The 18732-nt window shown below is 72.7% G+C and carries 18 protein-coding genes; 8 read left to right on the top strand and 10 right to left on the bottom strand.

Going from position 1 to position 18732, the window contains the following annotated elements; all coding sequences use genetic code 11:
- Positions 1-12: 12 nt before the first annotated feature.
- From SYYSPA8_RS01470 to SYYSPA8_RS01505, 8 genes are all read right to left on the bottom strand, one after another.
- Positions 13-1923, bottom strand: coding sequence for an adenosylcobalamin-dependent ribonucleoside-diphosphate reductase (locus SYYSPA8_RS01470; RefSeq protein WP_323445027.1), 1911 nt, complete (start codon positions 1921-1923; stop codon positions 13-15).
- A 113-nt stretch (positions 1924-2036) separates the two neighbouring features.
- The gene (gene folE, locus SYYSPA8_RS01475) at positions 2037-2582 is read right to left on the bottom strand and encodes a GTP cyclohydrolase I (RefSeq protein ID WP_323445028.1); all 546 of its coding nucleotides are present in this window, start codon (positions 2580-2582) and stop codon (positions 2037-2039) included.
- 106 nt (positions 2583-2688) lie between these two features.
- A complete protein-coding gene (locus tag SYYSPA8_RS01480; protein ID WP_323445029.1) occupies positions 2689-3081 on the bottom strand; it encodes an NUDIX hydrolase in 393 nt (130 codons plus the stop codon).
- Positions 3078-4151 carry a hypothetical protein gene (locus SYYSPA8_RS01485; RefSeq protein ID WP_323445030.1) on the bottom strand — a complete coding sequence of 358 codons (1074 nt, stop codon included), beginning with the start codon at positions 4149-4151 and terminating at the stop codon, positions 3078-3080. The genes SYYSPA8_RS01480 and SYYSPA8_RS01485 overlap by 4 nt, the downstream gene beginning before the upstream one ends.
- Positions 4152-4250: 99 nt before the next feature.
- Positions 4251-4835 carry a thiamine pyrophosphate-dependent enzyme gene (locus tag SYYSPA8_RS01490; protein ID WP_323445031.1) on the bottom strand — a complete coding sequence of 195 codons (585 nt, stop codon included), beginning with the start codon at positions 4833-4835 and terminating at the stop codon, positions 4251-4253.
- Positions 4822-5340, bottom strand: a complete 519-nt coding sequence (locus tag SYYSPA8_RS01495; protein ID WP_323445032.1) for a hypothetical protein — start codon at positions 5338-5340, stop codon at positions 4822-4824. Before SYYSPA8_RS01495 ends, SYYSPA8_RS01490 begins: the two co-directional genes overlap by 14 nt.
- Before the next feature lie 5 nt (positions 5341-5345).
- Positions 5346-5651 carry a cupin domain-containing protein gene (locus SYYSPA8_RS01500; protein ID WP_323445033.1) on the bottom strand — a complete coding sequence of 102 codons (306 nt, stop codon included), beginning with the start codon at positions 5649-5651 and terminating at the stop codon, positions 5346-5348.
- Positions 5652-6203: 552 nt separating this feature from the next.
- On the bottom strand, positions 6204-7043 hold the full coding sequence (locus tag SYYSPA8_RS01505) for an HAD family hydrolase (RefSeq protein ID WP_323445034.1): 840 nt from the start codon (positions 7041-7043) through the stop codon (positions 6204-6206).
- A 338-nt stretch (positions 7044-7381) separates the two neighbouring features.
- On the opposite strand from SYYSPA8_RS01505, the gene SYYSPA8_RS01510 reads away from it, so the two are divergent.
- The 8 genes from SYYSPA8_RS01510 (at position 7382) to SYYSPA8_RS01545 (ending at position 17444) form a co-directional block, all read left to right on the top strand.
- Positions 7382-8608, top strand: coding sequence for a serine hydrolase domain-containing protein (locus SYYSPA8_RS01510; protein WP_323445035.1), 1227 nt, complete (start codon positions 7382-7384; stop codon positions 8606-8608).
- A gap of 694 nt (positions 8609-9302) precedes the next feature.
- Positions 9303-10421 carry an NAD(P)-dependent alcohol dehydrogenase gene (locus tag SYYSPA8_RS01515; RefSeq protein ID WP_323445036.1) on the top strand — a complete coding sequence of 373 codons (1119 nt, stop codon included), beginning with the start codon at positions 9303-9305 and terminating at the stop codon, positions 10419-10421.
- Between the two features lie 70 nt (positions 10422-10491).
- Positions 10492-11562 carry an MBL fold metallo-hydrolase gene (locus SYYSPA8_RS01520; RefSeq protein WP_323445037.1) on the top strand — a complete coding sequence of 357 codons (1071 nt, stop codon included), beginning with the start codon at positions 10492-10494 and terminating at the stop codon, positions 11560-11562.
- A 149-nt stretch (positions 11563-11711) separates the two neighbouring features.
- Entirely contained in the window at positions 11712-12233 is a 522-nt protein-coding gene (locus tag SYYSPA8_RS01525) for a MarR family winged helix-turn-helix transcriptional regulator (RefSeq protein ID WP_323445038.1), read from the top strand.
- A 95-nt stretch (positions 12234-12328) separates the two neighbouring features.
- Positions 12329-13399: an LLM class flavin-dependent oxidoreductase gene (locus SYYSPA8_RS01530; RefSeq protein WP_323445039.1), complete on the top strand. Its 1071-nt coding sequence runs from the start codon at positions 12329-12331 to the stop codon at positions 13397-13399.
- On the top strand, positions 13396-13995 hold the full coding sequence (locus tag SYYSPA8_RS01535; RefSeq protein ID WP_323445040.1) for an NAD(P)H-dependent oxidoreductase: 600 nt from the start codon (positions 13396-13398) through the stop codon (positions 13993-13995). The genes SYYSPA8_RS01530 and SYYSPA8_RS01535 overlap by 4 nt, the downstream gene beginning before the upstream one ends.
- Positions 13996-14334: 339 nt before the next feature.
- Positions 14335-16887 (top strand): AfsR/SARP family transcriptional regulator, encoded by a 2553-nt coding sequence (locus tag SYYSPA8_RS01540; RefSeq protein WP_323445041.1) that lies wholly within the window; start codon positions 14335-14337, stop codon positions 16885-16887.
- A 56-nt stretch (positions 16888-16943) separates the two neighbouring features.
- Positions 16944-17444: a GNAT family N-acetyltransferase gene (locus tag SYYSPA8_RS01545; protein ID WP_323445042.1), complete on the top strand. Its 501-nt coding sequence runs from the start codon at positions 16944-16946 to the stop codon at positions 17442-17444.
- A 134-nt stretch (positions 17445-17578) separates the two neighbouring features.
- Here SYYSPA8_RS01545 and SYYSPA8_RS01550 read toward each other — a convergent pair whose 3' ends face one another.
- Positions 17579-18124, bottom strand: coding sequence for a hypothetical protein (locus tag SYYSPA8_RS01550; protein WP_323445043.1), 546 nt, complete (start codon positions 18122-18124; stop codon positions 17579-17581).
- A complete protein-coding gene (locus SYYSPA8_RS01555) occupies positions 18121-18702 on the bottom strand; it encodes an O-methyltransferase (protein ID WP_323445044.1) in 582 nt (193 codons plus the stop codon). Before SYYSPA8_RS01555 ends, SYYSPA8_RS01550 begins: the two co-directional genes overlap by 4 nt.
- Between the last annotated feature and the right edge of the window lie 30 nt (positions 18703-18732).

The raw sequence follows: 18732 nt of genomic DNA on the forward strand, positions 1-18732 counted from the left end.
CTCCTTCCCGTGTCACTCGCACACGTCGCACGCACCGCCGGTGGGCGGGCAGACAGCCGCCCCTTCCGTGCCCTCGCCGCCGTCGGCCGCGGGGCGGCTCGTCCAGTCGATGGCCTGCGCCGACCTGGACGTGTCCCGGTAGACGGTGATCCCCTTGCACCCCAGCTCCCAGGCCCGCCGGTAGAGCCGGGCCACATCCCCCGGGGTGGCGTGGGCCGGCAGGTTGACGGTCTTGGTGACCGCGTTGTCCACGTGCCGCTGGAAGGCGGCCTGCATCCGCACATGCCACTCCGGCGCGATCTCGTGCGCCGTCCGGAAGGCCCGCCGCACATCCGCCGGGACCCTCTCAAGGCCTTCGAGGCTGCCGCCGTTCTCCGCGATCAGCTCGACCAGCCCGTCGACGGGGATCCCCCGCCGCTCCAGTACGCCGAGCAGGGTCCGGTTCACCGAGCGCATGGTCCGGTCCCCGAAGACCTGCTGCGAGTACGTCATCCCGAAGAACGGCTCGATGCTGAAGCCCGTGTCGAAGATGACGGCGTTGTTCCCGCTGGGCGGCAGGGCGAGGACGGCGACGTTGCGCGGCTGCTCCGCCGCGTCCTTCCACCGGGACCTGGCCGCGTTGGGGAAGGGGCCACGCTCCCGGCCCAGTGCGCGACTCGCCTCGTCGGCGGCCCGCCGGAGCGCGGACGCCAGGGCGTCGGCGCAGGCCAGGGCCTCGTCCGAGTCGTAGGGGATCCCCGAGGACGCCAGACAGTCCGCCCAGCCGGTGACGCCCAGGCCGATCCGCCGGTTGGCCGTCACCGCCTCCCGGATCTCCTCGACGGGGAACCAGGACACCGAGATCGCGTTGTCGATCATGCGGATGCCGGCCGCGACCACCGTCCGCAGCCGCTCCTCGTCGAACAGCCGGGGCACCTCGCGCCGCTCCTGCGGCAGCAGCAGCCGGGGCAGGTTCACGTACCCCAGGTTGCACGCCTCGTACGGATAGAGCCCGATCTCGCCGCAGGGGTTGGTGGCGGTGATGTCGCCCAGGGTCTCCCGCAGCGGGTTCTCGCGGTTCATGTGGTCGAGGAAGACCAGCCCGGGGTCGCCGGTCTCGCAGGCCAGCGCGCACGCGGCCGAGAACAGGTCGACGGCGGGCAGCTTCTGGGTCACCTCCTTCGTACGGGGGTTGACCAGCGCCCAGTCCGCGCCCGCCGCCACCGCCCGCATGAACGCGTCACCGACACCGAGGGAGATGTTGGTCATGCTCAGCGAGCCGTCGACCCGCTTGGCCCCGATGAACTCCAGGACGTCGGGGTGGTCGACGTTCAGGATGGCCATGTTGCCGCTCTCGTACCGGCCGCGCTGACGGAAGAGCCGCGTCGCGTCGTCGAACATCCGCAGCAGGGCCACCGGGCCCGCGGCGAGCCCGCCGACGCCCCGGACCTCGTCCCCCCGGGGCCGTATCCGCGAGTAGTTGAAGCCGCAGCCGCCGCCGAACCCCTTGACGACCGACGAGTCGGAGAAGGTCTTGAGGACATCGGCCTGCGAGTCCGCCAGGGGAAAGACGAAACAGTTCGCGAGCTGCGGCCGCGCGGCCCCCGCGTTCGCGAGGGTCCTGCTGCCGGGATGGAACTCCAGCCGGGCCATCACCTCGTAGAAGGCCCTCGCCCAGGCCGGCTCCGCACCGGGTTCCTCGACGGCGGCCAGGGCCCCCGCGACCCGGCGGAAGAAGGACTCGGGGCTCTCGGTGGGCTCGCCGCTCCCGTCGACCGCGAGATAGCGCTCGCGGAGCAGCAGCCGGGCGTTGCCGGTGAGCGGGACCTCGTCGGTGCGGGTCGCGGTCAGGGCGCCCAGAACCGCGTCGAAGAGACGATCGGTGCTGACGCGCGTGCCGCTGTCGGTACTGCTGTCGGTACTGCTGTCTCTCTGGCCTGGCATACGGACGACCTCCCGGGCGGAGGGCGACAGGCGGCCGGGACGGAAGGAACGGCCGGGGCCCGGACGGCGGTCCGGCACACCCGGCGGCCTGTCACCGCGGTGGGTTCAGGGCTTCACAGGTCGCGCAGGGCCAGGGTCGCGGAGGACCGCAGCAACTCGGCGTCCCCGGCGATGTACGACGTGTCGGTGATGACCGTCTGGTCGGAGGGGCCCCGGCTGCACATGCACATGTGCCGCCCGGACGCGGTGGCCTGCGCCGCACGGGCCCCGCCACTGGCGACGATCTCCGTCGCTATGTCCTTCACCAGGTGCTCCTGGATCTGGAAGCGCCGGCTGAACGCCTGCACGAGACGCGGGAACTTGCCCAGGCCCAGGATGCGGTCCCCGGGGAGGTAGACGATGTCGACCGTCCCGAAGAACGGCAGGAAGTGATGGGCGCAGATCGAGTAGTAGTTGATGTCCCGGATCCGGACCGCGCCCGTGTGCTCGCCCTCGACCGTGCAGGTGGTCTTGAGGATCTTCGAGGTGTCCGTCTCGTAACCGCTCAGCAGCTCGCGATAGGCACGGACGATCCGGGGCTCGCTCTCGGGGGAGCGGTACCAGTCGAGTGCCCGTTTGTCCGTCGTCACGTTCTGTTCGATCCACTCGGCGATGGTCATCTGTACCTCCGCGTGCGATGGACGCGCCCGTGGCGCGGTGGGGGTGGGGGGCCGGGACCGGGTGCGCCCCCGCTCCCCGGTCCGGCCCGGTCCCAGGGGACGGCTCTTAACGCAAACGCCCTTCACTGAGCAGACGATCGAAAATGATCTGGTCGACGGGCGACGTCAGACGGCGGTCCGCGTACCGCAGCCAGACCACCTCGGCGATCTCCGACGACGGCACCGGCTCCCCGTCGTGGGCACACTCGTAACAGCGCATCCTGACCTCGACGCCGTCCGGATGCGCGTCGGCCTGCGCCCGGAACTCCCCGGCGAACCGGGCCGTTTCCCGGCGGAGGTCGACGGACAGCTCCTCCTTGATCTCGCGTACCAGAGTGTCCAGGTCGCTCTCGCCCGCCTCTCTCTTTCCACCGGGGAGGTAGTAGCGGGTCCGTCCCCGGGAACGGGTCGACAGGACACGCCCGTCGACGATGTGGATCCATGCGATTTTGTCGATCATGCGCTGCCGACCGGTTTTTCTTTCGTTGTCAGGATGTCGCGGACGTACTCGTGGGTGGCGAGGCCCTCGGCGAAGCGGACGGCCTCCTGCCCGAGGAGGTGGACGGCGGCCGCGTCCTCGTCGGGCAGCCCGGCCCAGGGTAGGGCACGCAACCACGCGTCCAGGGGCAGCCGGTAGGACTCCAGACCGGCCGTCAGGGCCGCCAGCGACGTCAGGGGGACTCCCCGTTCGACCACATCGGCCCACCACGCGGACCGGTGCTCCGCGTGCTCGGCGGGCGTGAACGAGCGGACCCCTCCGTCGTAGACGGCACAGCGTTCGAAGAGGCTGCCGGCGGCCCGCAGCCGCTCCCTCTCGTACTCCGGGGCCGAGACGGCCGGCGACCGCAGCAGATCGAACGGACAGCGCGTGAAGGGGGCCGGCGCGGCCAGGTCGGGCAGGTCGTAGAGGGATTCCAGCGCGACGACGGTCAGCGACGGCGCCGGCGCCCCACCCCCGTCCGGCGCGGCGGCGGCCAGCGCGGCCGCGACCCGGCGCACCCCCGCCAGCGAACCGATGGTGAGAAGGACGACCGACCGCAGCGGAACGCCCCGCGCGGCCGCGCGCCCCACCGCCTCCGTGAGCACGCGCGCCAGCGTGCCGCCGGTGCCGATGATGTCGCCGACCACCAGCGTCGTCGCACGGCCCAGCTCCCAGCGGTCGTAGACGAGTTCGACGGGTCCGTCCGCGGGCCGCTCGGTTCCGACGAAGCTCACCGTCGGGTCCGCGCCGAGGACCGTGCCGATCGCGTCCTCGACCGCGAAACTCAGCCCGCCCCGCAGCACGTCCAGGGCCGCGAACCCGTCGGCGGGGGTGTCCGCCACCGCCGGGACGTCCGCCTCGGCCAGCGCCCCCAGCGCCTCGGCGACGGCGGTCCGCGTCAGCCTGCGGTACTCGCCCCCGCAGACCGTGGGATCGGTGAGCAGCCGCCGTGACGACGGAGTGGAGCACACCAGAACCCGTGCCGGAACGGCGTCCGCGTCCGTGTACGCGTACAGGCTGCTCCCGCCCGCACCCAGGAGCCGTTTCATCGCTGCCTCCTCGTGACCTTCACGCCTTCGCACCCGTGTGCCTTCGCGTCCTCGCGTCCTCGCGTTCACGTGCCCTTGTGTCCTCGCGCCCTTGTGCCTTCATGCCTTGAGCGCCGGCCTGCGGGGTGCCCTGCCCCGCAGGGTCGCGATCAGCCGCTCGACGGCGTACGACGACTCCACGCCGTCACAGCTCTTGGCCGCGTCGGGCGCCGGCCCGTCGTTCACCACCTCGGCGACCAGGACGACTCCCGGCCGGGGGAGTGCCCCGGGCAGGTCGGCGGGCGTCCGCACGATCACGGCGGTCAGCCCGACCGCCGCGAACAGCAGCCGCCAGTCGAGCGGGCCGGTCCGGCTCGGCATGCCCCCGGCCGACTCGTAGATGCCGTTGTCCACGATCACGAGCGTGTGGTTGTCCAGGGCCGGCAGCCGGCTGCCCAGGGTCGGCAGCACGGACAGATTCATCAGGAAACTTCCGTCGGTGTCGACAGCGGCCACCGGCAAGGGTTTCATGGCGACGGCCATTCCGGTCGAGATCGCCGACACATCTCCCATGGTGTCGGTGAACAGGGTGCGCCGGGGCGCGAGCCGGAACAGTTCCTCACTGGTCCGCCCCAGCGACGAGACGAGCACACAATCGGCCGGCAGCCGGCCGAGGAATGCCGCCAGGAATTCATCGGTACGCATCGGCACTCCGCAGCTCGCGCAGAAAGGCGGGATTGGCGATCAGCGCCACCGAGCGCTGGCCGGTGCCCGCCGTCGCGTACGCCTGGTCGACCAGGCCCTCGAACCCGGCGAGCGAATCGACCTCCTGCGACACGACCGGGAACATCCGCAGGTGTCCGTGCATGGTCTCCTCGTGCGGCAGGCCCCACCAGTTCGCCTCGCCGAAGGCGCCGCGCCGGGACAGCAGCATGACGGTGTGCAGCCGGTGGCTCATCGTCAGCCGGGCCAGGGTCTCGCAGGCCCGGCGGAGCCCGGAGTTCTCCATGAGGACCAGGCTGCGGGCGCCCGCGAGCTGGGCCCCGGCGGCCAGGCCGACCGCCGTGGCCTCGTCGCACGCGGGGAGGTAGTCGATCTCGGACCGCAGCGAGGCCACCCGGTGCAGCGGGCCCAGGAGCGAGTCGGGCACTCCGCTGATCAGGCTCACACCGGCTTGGACCAGTGTGCTGTAGGCGGCGCTCGCGGACACCGGCGTTATTTCCCGGTCGAAAGGAGTTCGACGATGATGTTCGAGTAATGCGTGGTGCCGACATTCCGCAGCAGATGCGGCGGACCGGCCTGGTGATAGACGGAATCACCGGTCCTGTCGTCGCCCGGATGGATCGTGGAATCGATGTTCACCGTCTCGGTTTGCCCGCCGGCGACCACGACATAGACGTAGTCGCACGGATGCTGATGAATCGTGGTCTCCTCGCCCGGTGCCAGTTCGAGCGTCCAGATACGGACGTTCTCGTCCTGGTGCACCAGTTTCGTGCCTACCTGCTCGATTTCATCCGGCATCGCGGACACCTCTCCATGCCGACAGGGATGACGAAGGAAGCGGTGGCGCCCATGGTGATGTGATCGGACCTCGCCCGTGGCCATCGCCTGCGAGCCCTCGTCCGGGCAGCGGTTGTCAGCCGGGCCCATTCCATGGAAAGACGTCGGGAGGCGGTCGACAAGACCGCACAACAGGTCGGCTGAATCCCGAACCGCCGCACCCGGGCCGACAGGCCCCAACACGGCATATGGCCGACATGTCGCCGGGTGTCCTTTCCCGGCTCTCCGCTCAGAGGCCGGGCGCCCGCGGCCGATGGGGCCCTGCACCGGGTACGGGAGGGATCGGCGCAGGCCGGAGCGGGGATCACGGCGGCGCGGCGGGCCGCGTGCGCGAAGGTCGCCGATTCGGGCCATGGGCCGTCCGCCCGCTCCGGCCCTCGTCGGCCACCGGGGGCGGGGACGCGGATGCGAGGGGCCAGAACGAGCCAGCTGGGAAGAGGAGGTTGACTCCGCCCGGCGCGCTCCGTACCTTCCCTGGGCGCCTCAGGGACCCCCGCCGCCGGACGCCGGTGGTCAGAACCACCTCTCGATCTCCGCCGCCGCACCGTCCTCGGCCACCCCGAGCGTCGTGTGGTCGGCGATCCGCCGCAGCTCCGCCGGGGCATGCCCCATCGCCACCCCGCGCCCCGCCCAGGTGATCATCTCGGTGTCGTTGTGCCCGTCGCCGATGGCCAGCGCACGCCCCCGGTCCGTGGCGAGCATCGCCGCCACCTTCTCCAGGCCGGACGCCTTGGACACGCCCAGCGGCCCGAGATCGAGCCACGCCTCGAACCCCACCGCGTAACTGGCCCCCCGTATCCGCAGTCTCCTGGTCAGCGCGCGGAAGTCCTCGCTGGTCCGGCTCGGGTCGCGGATCACCGCGCGGATGACGGGACCGGAGCAGAGATCCGCGAGGGGGGAGACGATCTGCGGTCCGAGGAGCTTCCCGGCGGGGAAGCGATGGGTCACCAGATACCCGGTGCCCGCGATCTCGACGGCGACCCGGGCCGCCGGAACGTGCGCCAGCACGGCGTCCAGGACGGGACGGGCGTCGAACGTCTCCTGCGCCAGGATCCCGCCGTCGGGCATGCTCGCGATCACGGCCCCGTTGCTGCACACGGCGAGCCCGCCGGGCAGCCCGGTGCTCCGGAAGAGTTCCACCACCTCGAAGGAGGCCCGGCCGGTCGCGAGCACCACATGGCAGCCCGCCGCGTGCGCGCGCGCCAGGGCGGCGCGTACCCGGGGCGAGATCTCCCGCCCCGGCTCGACGAGCGTGCCGTCGATATCCAGGACGAGCATCTCGGGCGGCTCCGGCCCGGCACGGCCCGGCCCGCCGTCGTCCCGGTCCCCTGCGGTCAGGTCATGGCGGCTCATGGCGGTCGGCACCGCTCCTCTCCTGGCTGCTGTGCGGATGTGCGCGGAGCCCTTGAGCATCGGCCCCGCACGGGCGGGATTTCAAGGGGGACCCGTGTTCGGCGCGTACCCCTCCTGCCCGGTGCTGACCCCGACCCCGGGCCCGACCAGTACCCGGGTACTGCCGGCGCGGTGGTGCTGTCGTCATTCCCGGCCTGGGGGCATCGCCATGGTCACCGGCCGGCCTCCCATGGGTCAATGATCTTGCGGCGGACACACCGCCGACCCCGTCAACACCCGGAAAGACAGGCGGAATTGACGGGCCCGTGCACCTTCTCGTCGATATGAGGCAGACCGTCATGACCCAGATACCGAAATCCGCCCCCGACACCCGCCGGCGCCGGTCCGGATCCGCGCGCCGCGCCGTCGCCCTGGGGGTCGTGGCGGCGGCCACCGCCACCGCGGCCCTGGCGGCGCCTGCCTTGGCGACCGGCACGGAACCGGAGTCGCGGAAGGCGGGATTCGGCCGGGCCGAACTCCAGCGCGGCCTGGACGACATCGTCCGCGCCGACGGGGTGGTGGGCGTCCAGGCCACGCTGGTGCAGGGCGCGGGGCGGACGTACGCGCGCAGCGGCACCGCCGAACGCGGCACCGACCGGCCCATGCCGCACCAGGGCTCCTTCCGGATGGGCAGCAACACCAAGACCTTCGTCGCCACCGTGGTGCTCCAACTCGTCGCGGAGGGCCGGATGGGTCTGGACGACAGCGTGGAGCACCACCTGCCCGGTGTGGTCGGCGGCAACGGCCACGACGGCAGGAAGATCACCGTACGGCAGCTGCTCCAGCACACCAGCGGCCTGCCCGACTACGACGGCCATCTGCCGGGCGTCGTGGACGAGGAGAAGTTCCAGCAGCACCGCTACGACACCTACCGGCCCGCCCAACTGGTCGCGTTGGGCCTCAGCGAGAAGCCCCTCTTCGCACCCGGCGAGGGTTTCAGCTACTCCAACACCGGCTACATCCTCACCGGCATGATCATCAAGAAGGTGACGGGGCAGCACTGGAGCCAGGAGGTACGGGAGCGGATCATCGAACCGCTCGGTCTGAAGCACACCTTCTCCCCGGGTGCGCGCACCGGCCTGCCCGGACCCCACTCGAAGGCCTATCAGCAGTTCAAGCCCGGTGGGGCGCTGATCGACAGCACCGAGGTCAATATGTCCTGGGGCGACTCGGCGGGCGACCTCGTCACCACGTCGAACGACCTGGCGCGCTTCTGGCAGGGGCTGCTCGGCGGCAAGCTGCTGGGGAAGCGGCAGCTGGCGCAGATGCGGACGACGGTCCCGGCGCCCGACGAGAGCCTGCCGATGACCGAGAGGTCGGGGCTCGGCATCTTCTGGCGGGAACTCAGCTGCGGTGGCGGCTACTGGGGCCACGGCGGGAGCACGCTCGGCCACCTCAACGCCAACGGCTTCACCGGCAAGGGCGGGCGCGGAGCCATCGTGATGCGCAACTCCAACCTTGCGTTCGCCGACCGGGACATCCGTGCCGACAAGCTCGTCGACGCGGCCCTCTGCGACGGCAGGTGAGCCGAGGGCTCCGCACGTCCGCCCCGGGACCGGGTACCCCCTGGTCCCGGGGCCTTTTCACGTCGCCGGGGAGTCGGGGAGTCGGGAAGTCGGGCAGCCGGACGGGCGACTCCGAACCGGTGATTCCCGTGCCGCCGCGCGTACGACCCGACCCCGTACGCGCCCCTGCGGCAGGACGCCGGGGAACGCTCGGTCCCCGGGCCGCCCACCCGCCGCTCCCGGCGCGGAATGATCGGCCGAAGCGTCGGATACCGGCAGGCCAGGGCCCGGGTCCTGGCTGATCAGGGCCGCCGATGCCAGCTGAAAATTTCGTTCGTCAAGCAACTGTATCGCCCCGCCCCGGATCGTCCGGCATCGTTTCCCGGGTCGGCGGCGGGTGGCTGCGGCGATGCTTGCCTCGCGTCCGAAAATGTGCATATTCTTCGTTGCGCAACGAACTATCTGGTGGTTCTCGACCCCCGTCGTCCGGCTGTCGCCGAGCGCTCGGGCCGGGTCCCGCCACCCCCGTCCGCGTCATCCGGCGCCCGGGGGATCACCGCCCCCGCGTGCGGCCGTGCACCGGCCCCGGGGGTGCATCCGGTTGGGAGAAACGATCATGTCGACAGCACAGGGTTCCCCTTCGAGCGGACCGGGCGGCCAGGGCGGACCCGGCGGACCGGGCGGACCCGGCGGACCGGGCGGACCGGAAGGTCCCGTGGTCCGCGTCAGGGCCGCGGTGGTGCGCGAGCCCGGCGGCCCCTTCCTCCTGGAGGAGCTGGAGCTGGACGCCGTGCTCCGCCCCGACGAGGTCCTCGTCAGGGTGGTCGCGAGCGGCGTGTGCCAGACCGATGTGCACGTCCGCGACCAGGAGCTGCCCACCCCGCTGCCGGCCGTCCTCGGCCATGAGGGCGCGGGGGTCGTCGAACGGGTCGGCGCGGCGGTCACCACCGTCGCCCCCGGTGACCACGTGGTCATGTCCTACCAGTCGTGCGGCCACTGCCGCTCCTGCCTCAGCGGCGCCCCCGCGTACTGCGCCCGCTCCTTCCCCGCCAACTTCGGCGGCTCCCGGCTGGACGGGACCAACGCGCTGCGCTCCACCGCGACCGGCGACGACGAGAAGCTGCACGGGCACTTCTTCGGCCAGTCGTCCTTCGCCACCCACGCGCTCGCCACCGAACGCAATGTGGTCAAGGTCCCCGACGACCTGCCGCTGGCGACGCTGGCCCCCCTGGGCTGCGGTGTGCAGACCGGGGCGGGCGCCGTCCTCAACTCGCTGCGGGTCCCCGCCGGGGCGTCGATCGTCGTACTCGGCACCGGCACCGTCGGGCTGTCCGCCGTCATGGCCGCCCGGGCCGCCGGCGCGGACCCCGTCATCGCCGTGGACATCGTGCCCGAGCGCCTTGCCCTCGCCGCCGAACTCGGCGCCACCCACGCCATCGACGCCCGGGAGGAGGACGTAGCCGACCGGATCGCCGGCATCACCCGGGGCGGCGCCGACTTCGTCCTGGAGATCACCGCGCGGCCGGAGATGCTCACCCTCGCGGTGAACGCCCTCGCGCCGCTTGGCACCGCCGCCCTCATCGGCGGCGCCCGGGCCGGGGCCCATGCCCCGGTCAGCATGAACGCCCTGCTCGGAGGCCGGTCCGTACGCGGTATCGCCCAGGGCGACTCCATCCCCCAGCTGTTCATTCCGCAGCTGATCGCCCTCCATCGCGCCGGACGGTTCCCCTTCGACCGGCTCCTCACGTCCTACGGCTTCGACGAGATCAACGAATCCGTGGCCGACATGCTCCGCGGCGCGGTCATCAAGCCCGTCCTGAGCATCGGGGAGTGACACCCCCTCTCCCCACCCCGCGCCCGCGCGATCCGCACGGCGCCTCCCGCCCCTGAAAGGCACCACCGCCATGACCGACTTCCAGCAGCCCGGCACCCCCACCGACCGGCACCGTCTCGGCGCCGCCGGGATGCCGCTGCACACACTCGCCGACTACCGCCCCATACCGGCGGACAGCTACGGGTCCCTGTTCCTGCCCGAGCGGCTCGCCAAGGGCTACCACGTCGAGGAGATCGACGACGGCGCCTACTACGTCACCTCCGGCGCCTACGACACCATGTTCGTCAGCACCGGCAACGGGGTCGTGCTGGTGGACGCCCCGCCGCTGCTCGGCGAGAACCTGAAGCGGGCCATCGCCGAGGTCACCGACGAGCCCGTCACCCACCTGATCTACAGCCACTGGCACTCCGACCACATCGGGGCCGCCGGGATCTTCGCCGCGGACAAGCCCGAGGTCATCGCCCACGACTACACCCGCGAGATGATCGAGCGCTGGCCCGACCTCGGCGGTGAGCGCGGCCTGCCCCTGCCCACCGACACCATCACCGAGAGTGACACCCTCGACGTCAACGGGGTCCGGTTCCACCTCGACTACCACGGGGTCAACCACACCCCCGGCAACATCTTCATCTACGCCCCGCGGCAGAAGGCGCTGGCCGCGATCGACATCATCAGCCCCGGCTGGTCGGCGTTCAAGCACTGCGACGCCTCCGAGAACATCCGCGGCTGGGCCGAGGCCCACGACTGGATCCTCCAGTACGACTTCAAGGGCGTCGTCTCCGGCCACGTCAACCGCTACGGCACCCCCGAGGACGCCCGGGCGTCCCGCGACTACACCAACGACATCGTCGAGTTCTCCAAGGAGGCCCTCGACCACGGCCAGGAGTTCGAGTACATCGAGAAGATCGGCTTCTCCAACGCCTGGGTCCTGTGGGAGAACTACTTCAACGAGATGACCAACTACGTCACCCGGAAGACCCTGGAGAAGGTCACCGACAACGGCCAGACCTGGGCCCAGCGCCTCGCCGGCGCCGATGTCATGACCAAGTACCACGCCTACTCCGTCCTGGAGGCCCTGCGCCTGGAGTACGGCATGGTCTCCGGCTTCGAGAAGCTGATCCTGCCCCGCGCCGCAGCCTGATCCCGCCCGTTCCAGCGCCTGATCCCGCCCGGCTCCGACGGCCGGCCGGTGGGAGCGACGGGATACCAGGGGGGCGGTCCGAAGGCTCCGGGCCGCCCCGCCCGGCACCCCGATATCATTCGTTGTGGAACGAAACAGTGGAGGGAGCCATGGGTCCGATCAGCGAGGCCACCGCAGGCGAGAAGAGCCCCGCCGGGCGGCGGACCGGTTCCGCGTCCAGGGCGCTCGACCATACCGAGCGCGCCGTCTGGCTCGGTTTCCTCTCCACCCATCTCAAGCTGCTGCGCACCCTGGACGCGGAGCTGGTGGCCCAGGCCGGCCTGCCCATGTCCTCCTTCGAGGTGCTGCTGACGCTGGCCGAGGCCCCCGGCGGGCGGGTCCGGATGAAGGACGTCGCCGCGTCCCTGCTGATCAGCCGGAGCGGGCTCACCCGCATCGTGGACGACCTGGAGCGCAAGGGCCTCGTCACCCGTGAGAAGTGCCCCACCGACGCCCGGGGCTTCGACGCGGTGCTGACGGAGGACGGCAGGAAGCTGTACCGGCGGGCCCGCAAGGTGCATCTGACCGGTCTGCGGAGCGCGTTCCTGGACCCGCTCACCGACGAGCAGCTGGACTCGCTGGCCGGTGTCTGGCGGACGCTCGGCTTCGACGACGAGGCCAACGCCTGCTGACCCGCCCAGGGGCCACCGGCGGGAGGAATAGGGGCGGACCCTCCGGGGTTATTCGTTGAGCAATCAACAATATACCTCGTGAAAGAGCGCGTTCCATGGCCTTTGAACTGGGCATCTACCACTTCGGCGAGCTGACACCGGACCCCGTCACGGGCCGTCCCCCCACTCCCGGTGTCCGGCTGCGCCAGCTCGTCGAACAGGCGAAGGCCGCGGACGAGGCCGGCCTCGACGTCTTCGCCGTCGGCGAGCACCACCGTACGGACTTCGCCGTCTCCGCCCCCGCCGTCGTCCTCGCCGCCATGGCCGAGCACACCCGCGACATCCGGCTCTCCAGCGCCGTGACCGTCCTCAGCTCCGACGACCCCGTACGGGTCTTCCAGCAGTTCGCCACGGTCGACCTGCTCTCGGGCGGCCGCGCGGAGATCATCGCCGGGCGCGGCTCCTACATCGAGTCCTTCCCGCTCTTCGGCCACGACCTCGGCGACTACGCCCAGCTCTTCGCCGAGAAGCTGGACCTCCTGCTGCGGCTGCGCGCGGAGAACCCGGTCAGCTGGCAGGGCTCCCTGCGGCCCCCGCTCGCGGACGGCGACATCACCCCCCGGCCCGACCGGGAGATCCCCGTCTGGATCGCCGTCGGCGGCACCCCCGCCTCGGTGGTGCGCGCGGGCCGGCTCGGCCTGCCGCTGTCGCTGGCGATCATCGGCGGGAACTACCGGCAGTTCGCCCCGTTCGTGGACCTGTACCGGCGGACCGCCGCCGAGAGCGGACACGACCCGGCCCGGCTGAAGATCTCCGTCAACTCGCCCGGATTCGTCGCCGCGACCCACCGGGAGGCCGTCGAGATCTCGCACCCCTACTTCCAGGCGGGCTGGATGGCCAACCACCACCAGCGCGGACAGGGCGTCCCCATGCCGAAGGCCGCGTACGAGGCACAGGCATCCCCGTCCGGCGCGTTCTTCCTCGGCAGCACCCAGGAGGTCATCGACAAGATCCTGGCGCAGCACGAACTCTTCGGACACGACCGCATGATGATCCAGCTGGGCTTCGGCGACGTCCCCCAGAAGGAGATGATGAAGGCGATCGAGCTGCTGGGCTCCGAAGTGGCGCCCGTCGTACGCCGTGAGATCGCCGCCCGCACGGCCACCGCCACCGGGGGGACGTCATGACCGCCCCGCTGACCGTGGTCGCCGTCGTCGGCAGCCCCCAGAGCCCGTCCAGGACCGCCGCGCTCGCCCGGCTGATCCTCGACACCCTCGCGGGCCACACCGCGATCGACGCCCGGGTGATCGAACTCCACACCCTCGGACCGGAGCTGCCCGCGACCACCGACCGCGAGTCGGCCGGCGGCGCCGTCGAGGAGGCGCTCCGGGCCGTGGAGGGGGCCGACCTGGTCATCGCGGCCACCCCGGTCTTCCGCGGCTCCTACCCCGGCCTCTTCAAGCACTTCTTCGACCTGGTCGGCCAGTACTCCCTGGCCGCCAAGCCGGTGCTGCTCGCCGCCACCGGCGGCACCGAACGGCACGCGCTCGTGATCGAGCACGCGCTGCGCCCCCTCTTCGGCTTCCTCCAGGCGTGGACGGCGCCCGCCGGGATCTACCTCGGCTCCGGTGACTTCGACGGCACCACCATCCTCAACCCGGAGGTGTACGAGCGGATCGAGATGGCCGCCGCCGACGTCGTCCCCGTGGCCCATGCCCTGGCCTCCGTACGCGCTACAGGACGCGCCACAGGATCCGCCGGGCCGGTCGCGCGGCCGGCCTGACGGGCACGGACAGGGCCGCACGCCCCGCACGCCGGCCCTCGAAGGCACGGCCCTCGAAGGCGCGGACTTCGGCGGACGGCGGACTTCGGCAGGCGGCGGACTTCGGCGGACGGTCATCGCGTCGGACAGGCTCCGGACCCAGGTGCGCGGGGGGAAGTCCGGTCATTTCGGGGGATGGGGCACGACCGTCCGCACCGCCCCGTGACCAGCGGCGGAACGACCGCGTCAGGATGCGGCGAGGGGCTTGCCAGAATCTTGATCAAACCTAGAATCGGCTGCGGCTCAGGAGGCGGCACACGGGCATCGGGCAGCCGGGCACGGGAAGACGGGCGGGGCGCATTGACGATCGGGTACGCGGTGCTCGGGGACATCCGGGCCAACAGGGACGGGCGCTTCATGGACCTGGGCCCCGCACGACAGCGCACCGTACTCGCGGCTCTGCTGATGGACGCCAACCGGGTGGTGCCGGTGGCGGGGCTGGCCGACCGGGTGTGGGGCGCGCGCCCGCCGCGCCGCGTCGCCCCGGCGCTGTACACCTATCTGTCCCGGCTGCGGCGGGTGCTGGAGCGGTCGTCGGGGTCCGCCGTCGACCAGGTGCCCGGCTCCGGCCGGGTCTCCATCGTCCGGCGTCCCGGCGGGTACGAGCTGCTCGCCGGCCCGGACTCCGTGGACGTGCATCTCTTCCACGCCCTCGTCGCACGGGCGAGGTCGGCGGACGACGACAGCGCCATCGGCCTGTACGACCGGGCCCTCGCGCTCTGGCGGGGCGAGCCCTTCGCCGGGGTGGACACCCCCTGGTTCAACGCGGCCCGCGAGGCCCTGGCCGAGGAACGGCACGCCTGCCGGCTCGACCGCGACGACCTCGCCCTGCGCCACGGGCGCCATGCCGACCTCCTGCCCCACCTGGGCGCCAGCCATGAGACGAATCCCCTGGACGAGCGGCTGGCCGCCCAGTTCATGACCGCGCTCTACCGCAGCGGCCGGACCGCCGACGCGCTGCGCTGCTTCGAACGGGTGCGGTGCGCGCTCGCCGAGGAACTGGGCGGCGACCCCGGGCCCGAGCTGCGGCGGCTGCACCAGCGGCTGCTGGAGGGCGACCCGGGGCTCGGCGCTCCCGGCTGCCGGGAACGCGCGGCCACGGCTCCCGCGCCGCGCGACGCTCCCACCGCCGGGCGGCCCGACACCGCGCGGCCCGACACCGTGCGGCAGTCCAGGGTGCGGCAGGACGCCGTGCGCCTGGACGCCGTGCCGGACTCCGGGCGGCAGGATGCCGCCCCCCGGCAACTTCCCGCCGCTCCGCGCTGGTTCACCGGAAGACAGCGGGAACTCGCCGTGCTGGACCGGGCCCTCGGGCAGGCCGGCCGATCGGTCGGCCCCGCCGCGGTCGCCGTGATCAGCGGCGGGGGAGGGGTCGGGAAGACCTCGCTCGCCCTGCACTGGGCGCACCGCAACGCCGACTCCTTCCCCGACGGGCAGCTCCATGTGGACCTGCGGGGCTTCGACCGCTCCGGCGAGCCGCTGACGCCCTCGGCCGCGATCCGCGTACTCCTCGGCGGGCTCGGAGTCGACCCGGGGCGGGCCGGGACCGATCCGCAGGCCCTGACCGGCCGCTACCGCAGTCTGGTCGCGGACCGCCGCCTGCTGATCGTGCTGGACAACGCCGCCGACGCCGAACAGGTGTCCGCGCTCCTGCCCGGCGGCCCCGGACCCACCGTAGTGATCACCAGCCGGCGGTGGCTGACCGGGCTCGCCGTCACGCACGGGGCCCAACTGCTGCCCCTGGAGGTGTTCTCAGGACCCGAGTCCCGGGGGCTGCTCGGCCGCCATGTCGGCGAGGAGCGGATCGCCGCCGATCCCGGGGCCGCGACCGCCGTACTGGAGCACTGCGCCGGCCTGCCGCTGGCCATCGGGGTCGCGGGAGCCCGCGCGGCGGCCGGCCCCGGCTCCTCTCTGGCCGCCCTCGCGGAGGAGCTGCGGGACGAGAAGGGACGGCTGGACGCCCTGGACACGGGTGATCCGTCCGCCGATGTACGGGCGGCCTTCCTGCTCTCCTACCGCACCCTCGGCGGCGCGGCGGCGGAGGCGTTCCGGCTGCTGGCGGTGGCGCCAGGACCGGACATCGGGCTCGCCGCCGCCGGGAGCCTCCTCGGCCGCCCGCCCGCCGCGACCCGGTCCGTCCTGCGCGAGCTGGAGGCCGTCCACCTGGTGGAGCAGCACGCACCGGGCCGCTACCGGATGAACGACCTGACCCGTCTGTACGCGGCGGAGCACCGTGACGAGGGCGCGGGGGACCGGGCCCTGCGGCGGGTGCTCGATTTCTACGCGCACACCGCCCGCGCCGCCGAACGGCTGCTCGGCCCGCAGCGGCAGCCGGTATCCGCGGTGCGCACCGGGGCGGGCCCGGCCCCGGGGCCGGGGTCTGCGGGGCCGGGGACGGCGGTGGCGGGGACGGCGTCGCCCGCCGACCGCAGGGCCGCCCGGTCGTGGTTCCGCACCGAGCACTCCTGTCTGCTCGCGGCCCAGCGGCTGGCCGAACGGCGGCGGTGGGACACCCAGGTGTGGCAGCTGGCCCAGGTGCTCGACGGGTTCCTCCTGGGGCAGGGGCAGCTGTCCGACCACATGGCGGTGTGGCTCCGGGGGCTCGCGGCGGCCGAACGCCTCGGCTCCGGGGCCGCCCGCGCCTGGGCGCACCGGCGGCTGGCCCAGGACTGCGTCCGCGTCGGCGATCTCGCCGCCGCCCGCCGGCACGTCGGTCTCGCCCGCCTCGCGGCGGCGGAGCAGTCCCCGCCCACCACCGTCCCGGGCCGCGGCCGCGGCCACGCCGGGATCGCGCGGCTGCGCGCCGTACGCGTCGGAGCGGGCCCGGTCCCGGGGCCGCCCTGTCTGGCCTGAGCGGGTCGCCCGGACCGGCCGTTCGCCCATCGTGACCTGCGAATATCATCCGACTTATGATCGATTACGGCTTCATGGACCGCGCCGGACGGCCGGTCACCCTGCACGAGGTGGACGACGGGAACTGGCGCGCGGTGGCGGACGTCGCCCCGCGGGACGACCAGCGCCGGTTCGTCCCGCCGTCGGCTGCCCGCTATCTCCTGCTGTCCCTGCGCGAAGGCGTCTGGAACTCCCTCGCCGTCCGGGCCGGGGACACCGTCGCCGGGCATGTCATGTGGGCGCGGGACGACGAGGACGGCTCGTATTGGATCGGGGGCATGCTGATCGACGCCGCCGAGCAGGGCAAGGGGCTCGGCCGGGCGGCGGTGCGCACCCTCATGGCCTCGCTCGCGGAGCGCGCGGACTGCGCCGAGCTGCGCCTGTCGTACGAGCCGGACAACGCGGCGGCGGGGCACCTCTACACCTCGCTCGGCTTCCGGGCGACGACGGCCGTCGAGGGCGAGGAGATCGTCGCGGTGCTGGCCGCGCGGGAGGCCACCGCGCCACGGGCGGTCTGACGGCGGGGCCGGCGGGCGACGGGGCAGTGGGCCGGCGGTGCGTGCGGGGTGCGACGCCCCGCGCGCGGCCCTGTTTCCCGCCTCCGGCTTCCGCCCTCCGGTTCGGCCTTCCGGCCCCGGTCTCCCGGCCCGGTTCAGCAGGACGCGCGGGCCTCGTCCTCGAACTCCTCCCTGCTCGTCGTCGACGTGCCCGTCAGCACCTCGCCGGGCCGCAACGCGGCGACCTGCGCGGCGTCGAAGATCACCACGCCGCTGTACGCGTATGTGTCGTCGGGGTCCCCGAACGTCAGCCGGTAGGAGAGGCCCGGCCGCAGCTCCTGCGCCCCACGGGTCTCGGCCTGCCACCGCTTTGGCGGCGCGAACAGCGGGAAGTCCTTCTCCGCCCGCTCGGTCCCGCGCGCCTCCCAGCCGACCCAGCGCTCCGCGGCCGCGTCGGCCTCCCGCTCCGTGTCCCCGGCCCGCTCGGGGACCGTCCCGTGCAGCCGGGGCCCGCGCACCCGCCCGTCGTCGTCGCAGGGCCGGAGCAGCGCCCGGACGGTGCCGTCCGCGTCCACGGCGACCCCGGCGAGCGGCCGCTCCTCGGGCGAACACCCCGCCGGGGCCAGCACGGCCACCCCGGCGGCGACCGTGCTCCACCACCGCCGCCCGCCCCGGGTCCTGCCCCTCCCGTACCAGGTCACGTTCCGCACCGTACGGCCATGAGCAGCCCGCTCGCCCAGGTCATCCGGACCGTCCGGAAATCCGTGCGCCGCTCCAGCCGGTCCAGCAGCTCCGCGAGCGGGGCCGCGTGCCCCTCGGGCCAGCCGGGCTGCGGCAGCAGATCGTCGATCAGGTAGGTTCCCCCGGGAGCGACCAGCTCCAGGACCCGGTCGAGGTGGGTGAACTTCCCCGGCCAGGTGTCCGCGAAGACCAGATCGAAGGGCTCGCCGTCGTACCCGTCCAGCCATGCACCGCCGTCGCCGGCGACGAAGGTCACCCGGGGATCGGACCCCAGATGCTCACGGGCGAGGGCCTGGAGCGCGGTGTCCAGCTCCACCGACACCAGCCGGGAGCGCGGATCCATCCCGCTGAGGAGCCAGGCGGTGCCCTCGCCGACGCCGGTGCCGAGTTCGAGGATCCTGCCGCCGGGCCGCGCCGCCGCCAGGGCGGCCAGCAGCGCGCCGGTGCGTTCCTCGCTGGACATGCCGAAACCGGCCGCACGGGCCCGGGAGCGCAGCGACAGCAGGACCTCGGGAAAGCGCGTGGGAGTGTCGTCCATCGGAGGATGATCACGTCTCCCGGCCGGTGG

Origin of the sequence: Streptomyces yaizuensis (assembly GCF_034961445.1) — a bacterium.
Taxonomy (GTDB): Bacteria; Actinomycetota; Actinomycetes; order Streptomycetales; family Streptomycetaceae; genus Streptomyces; species Streptomyces yaizuensis.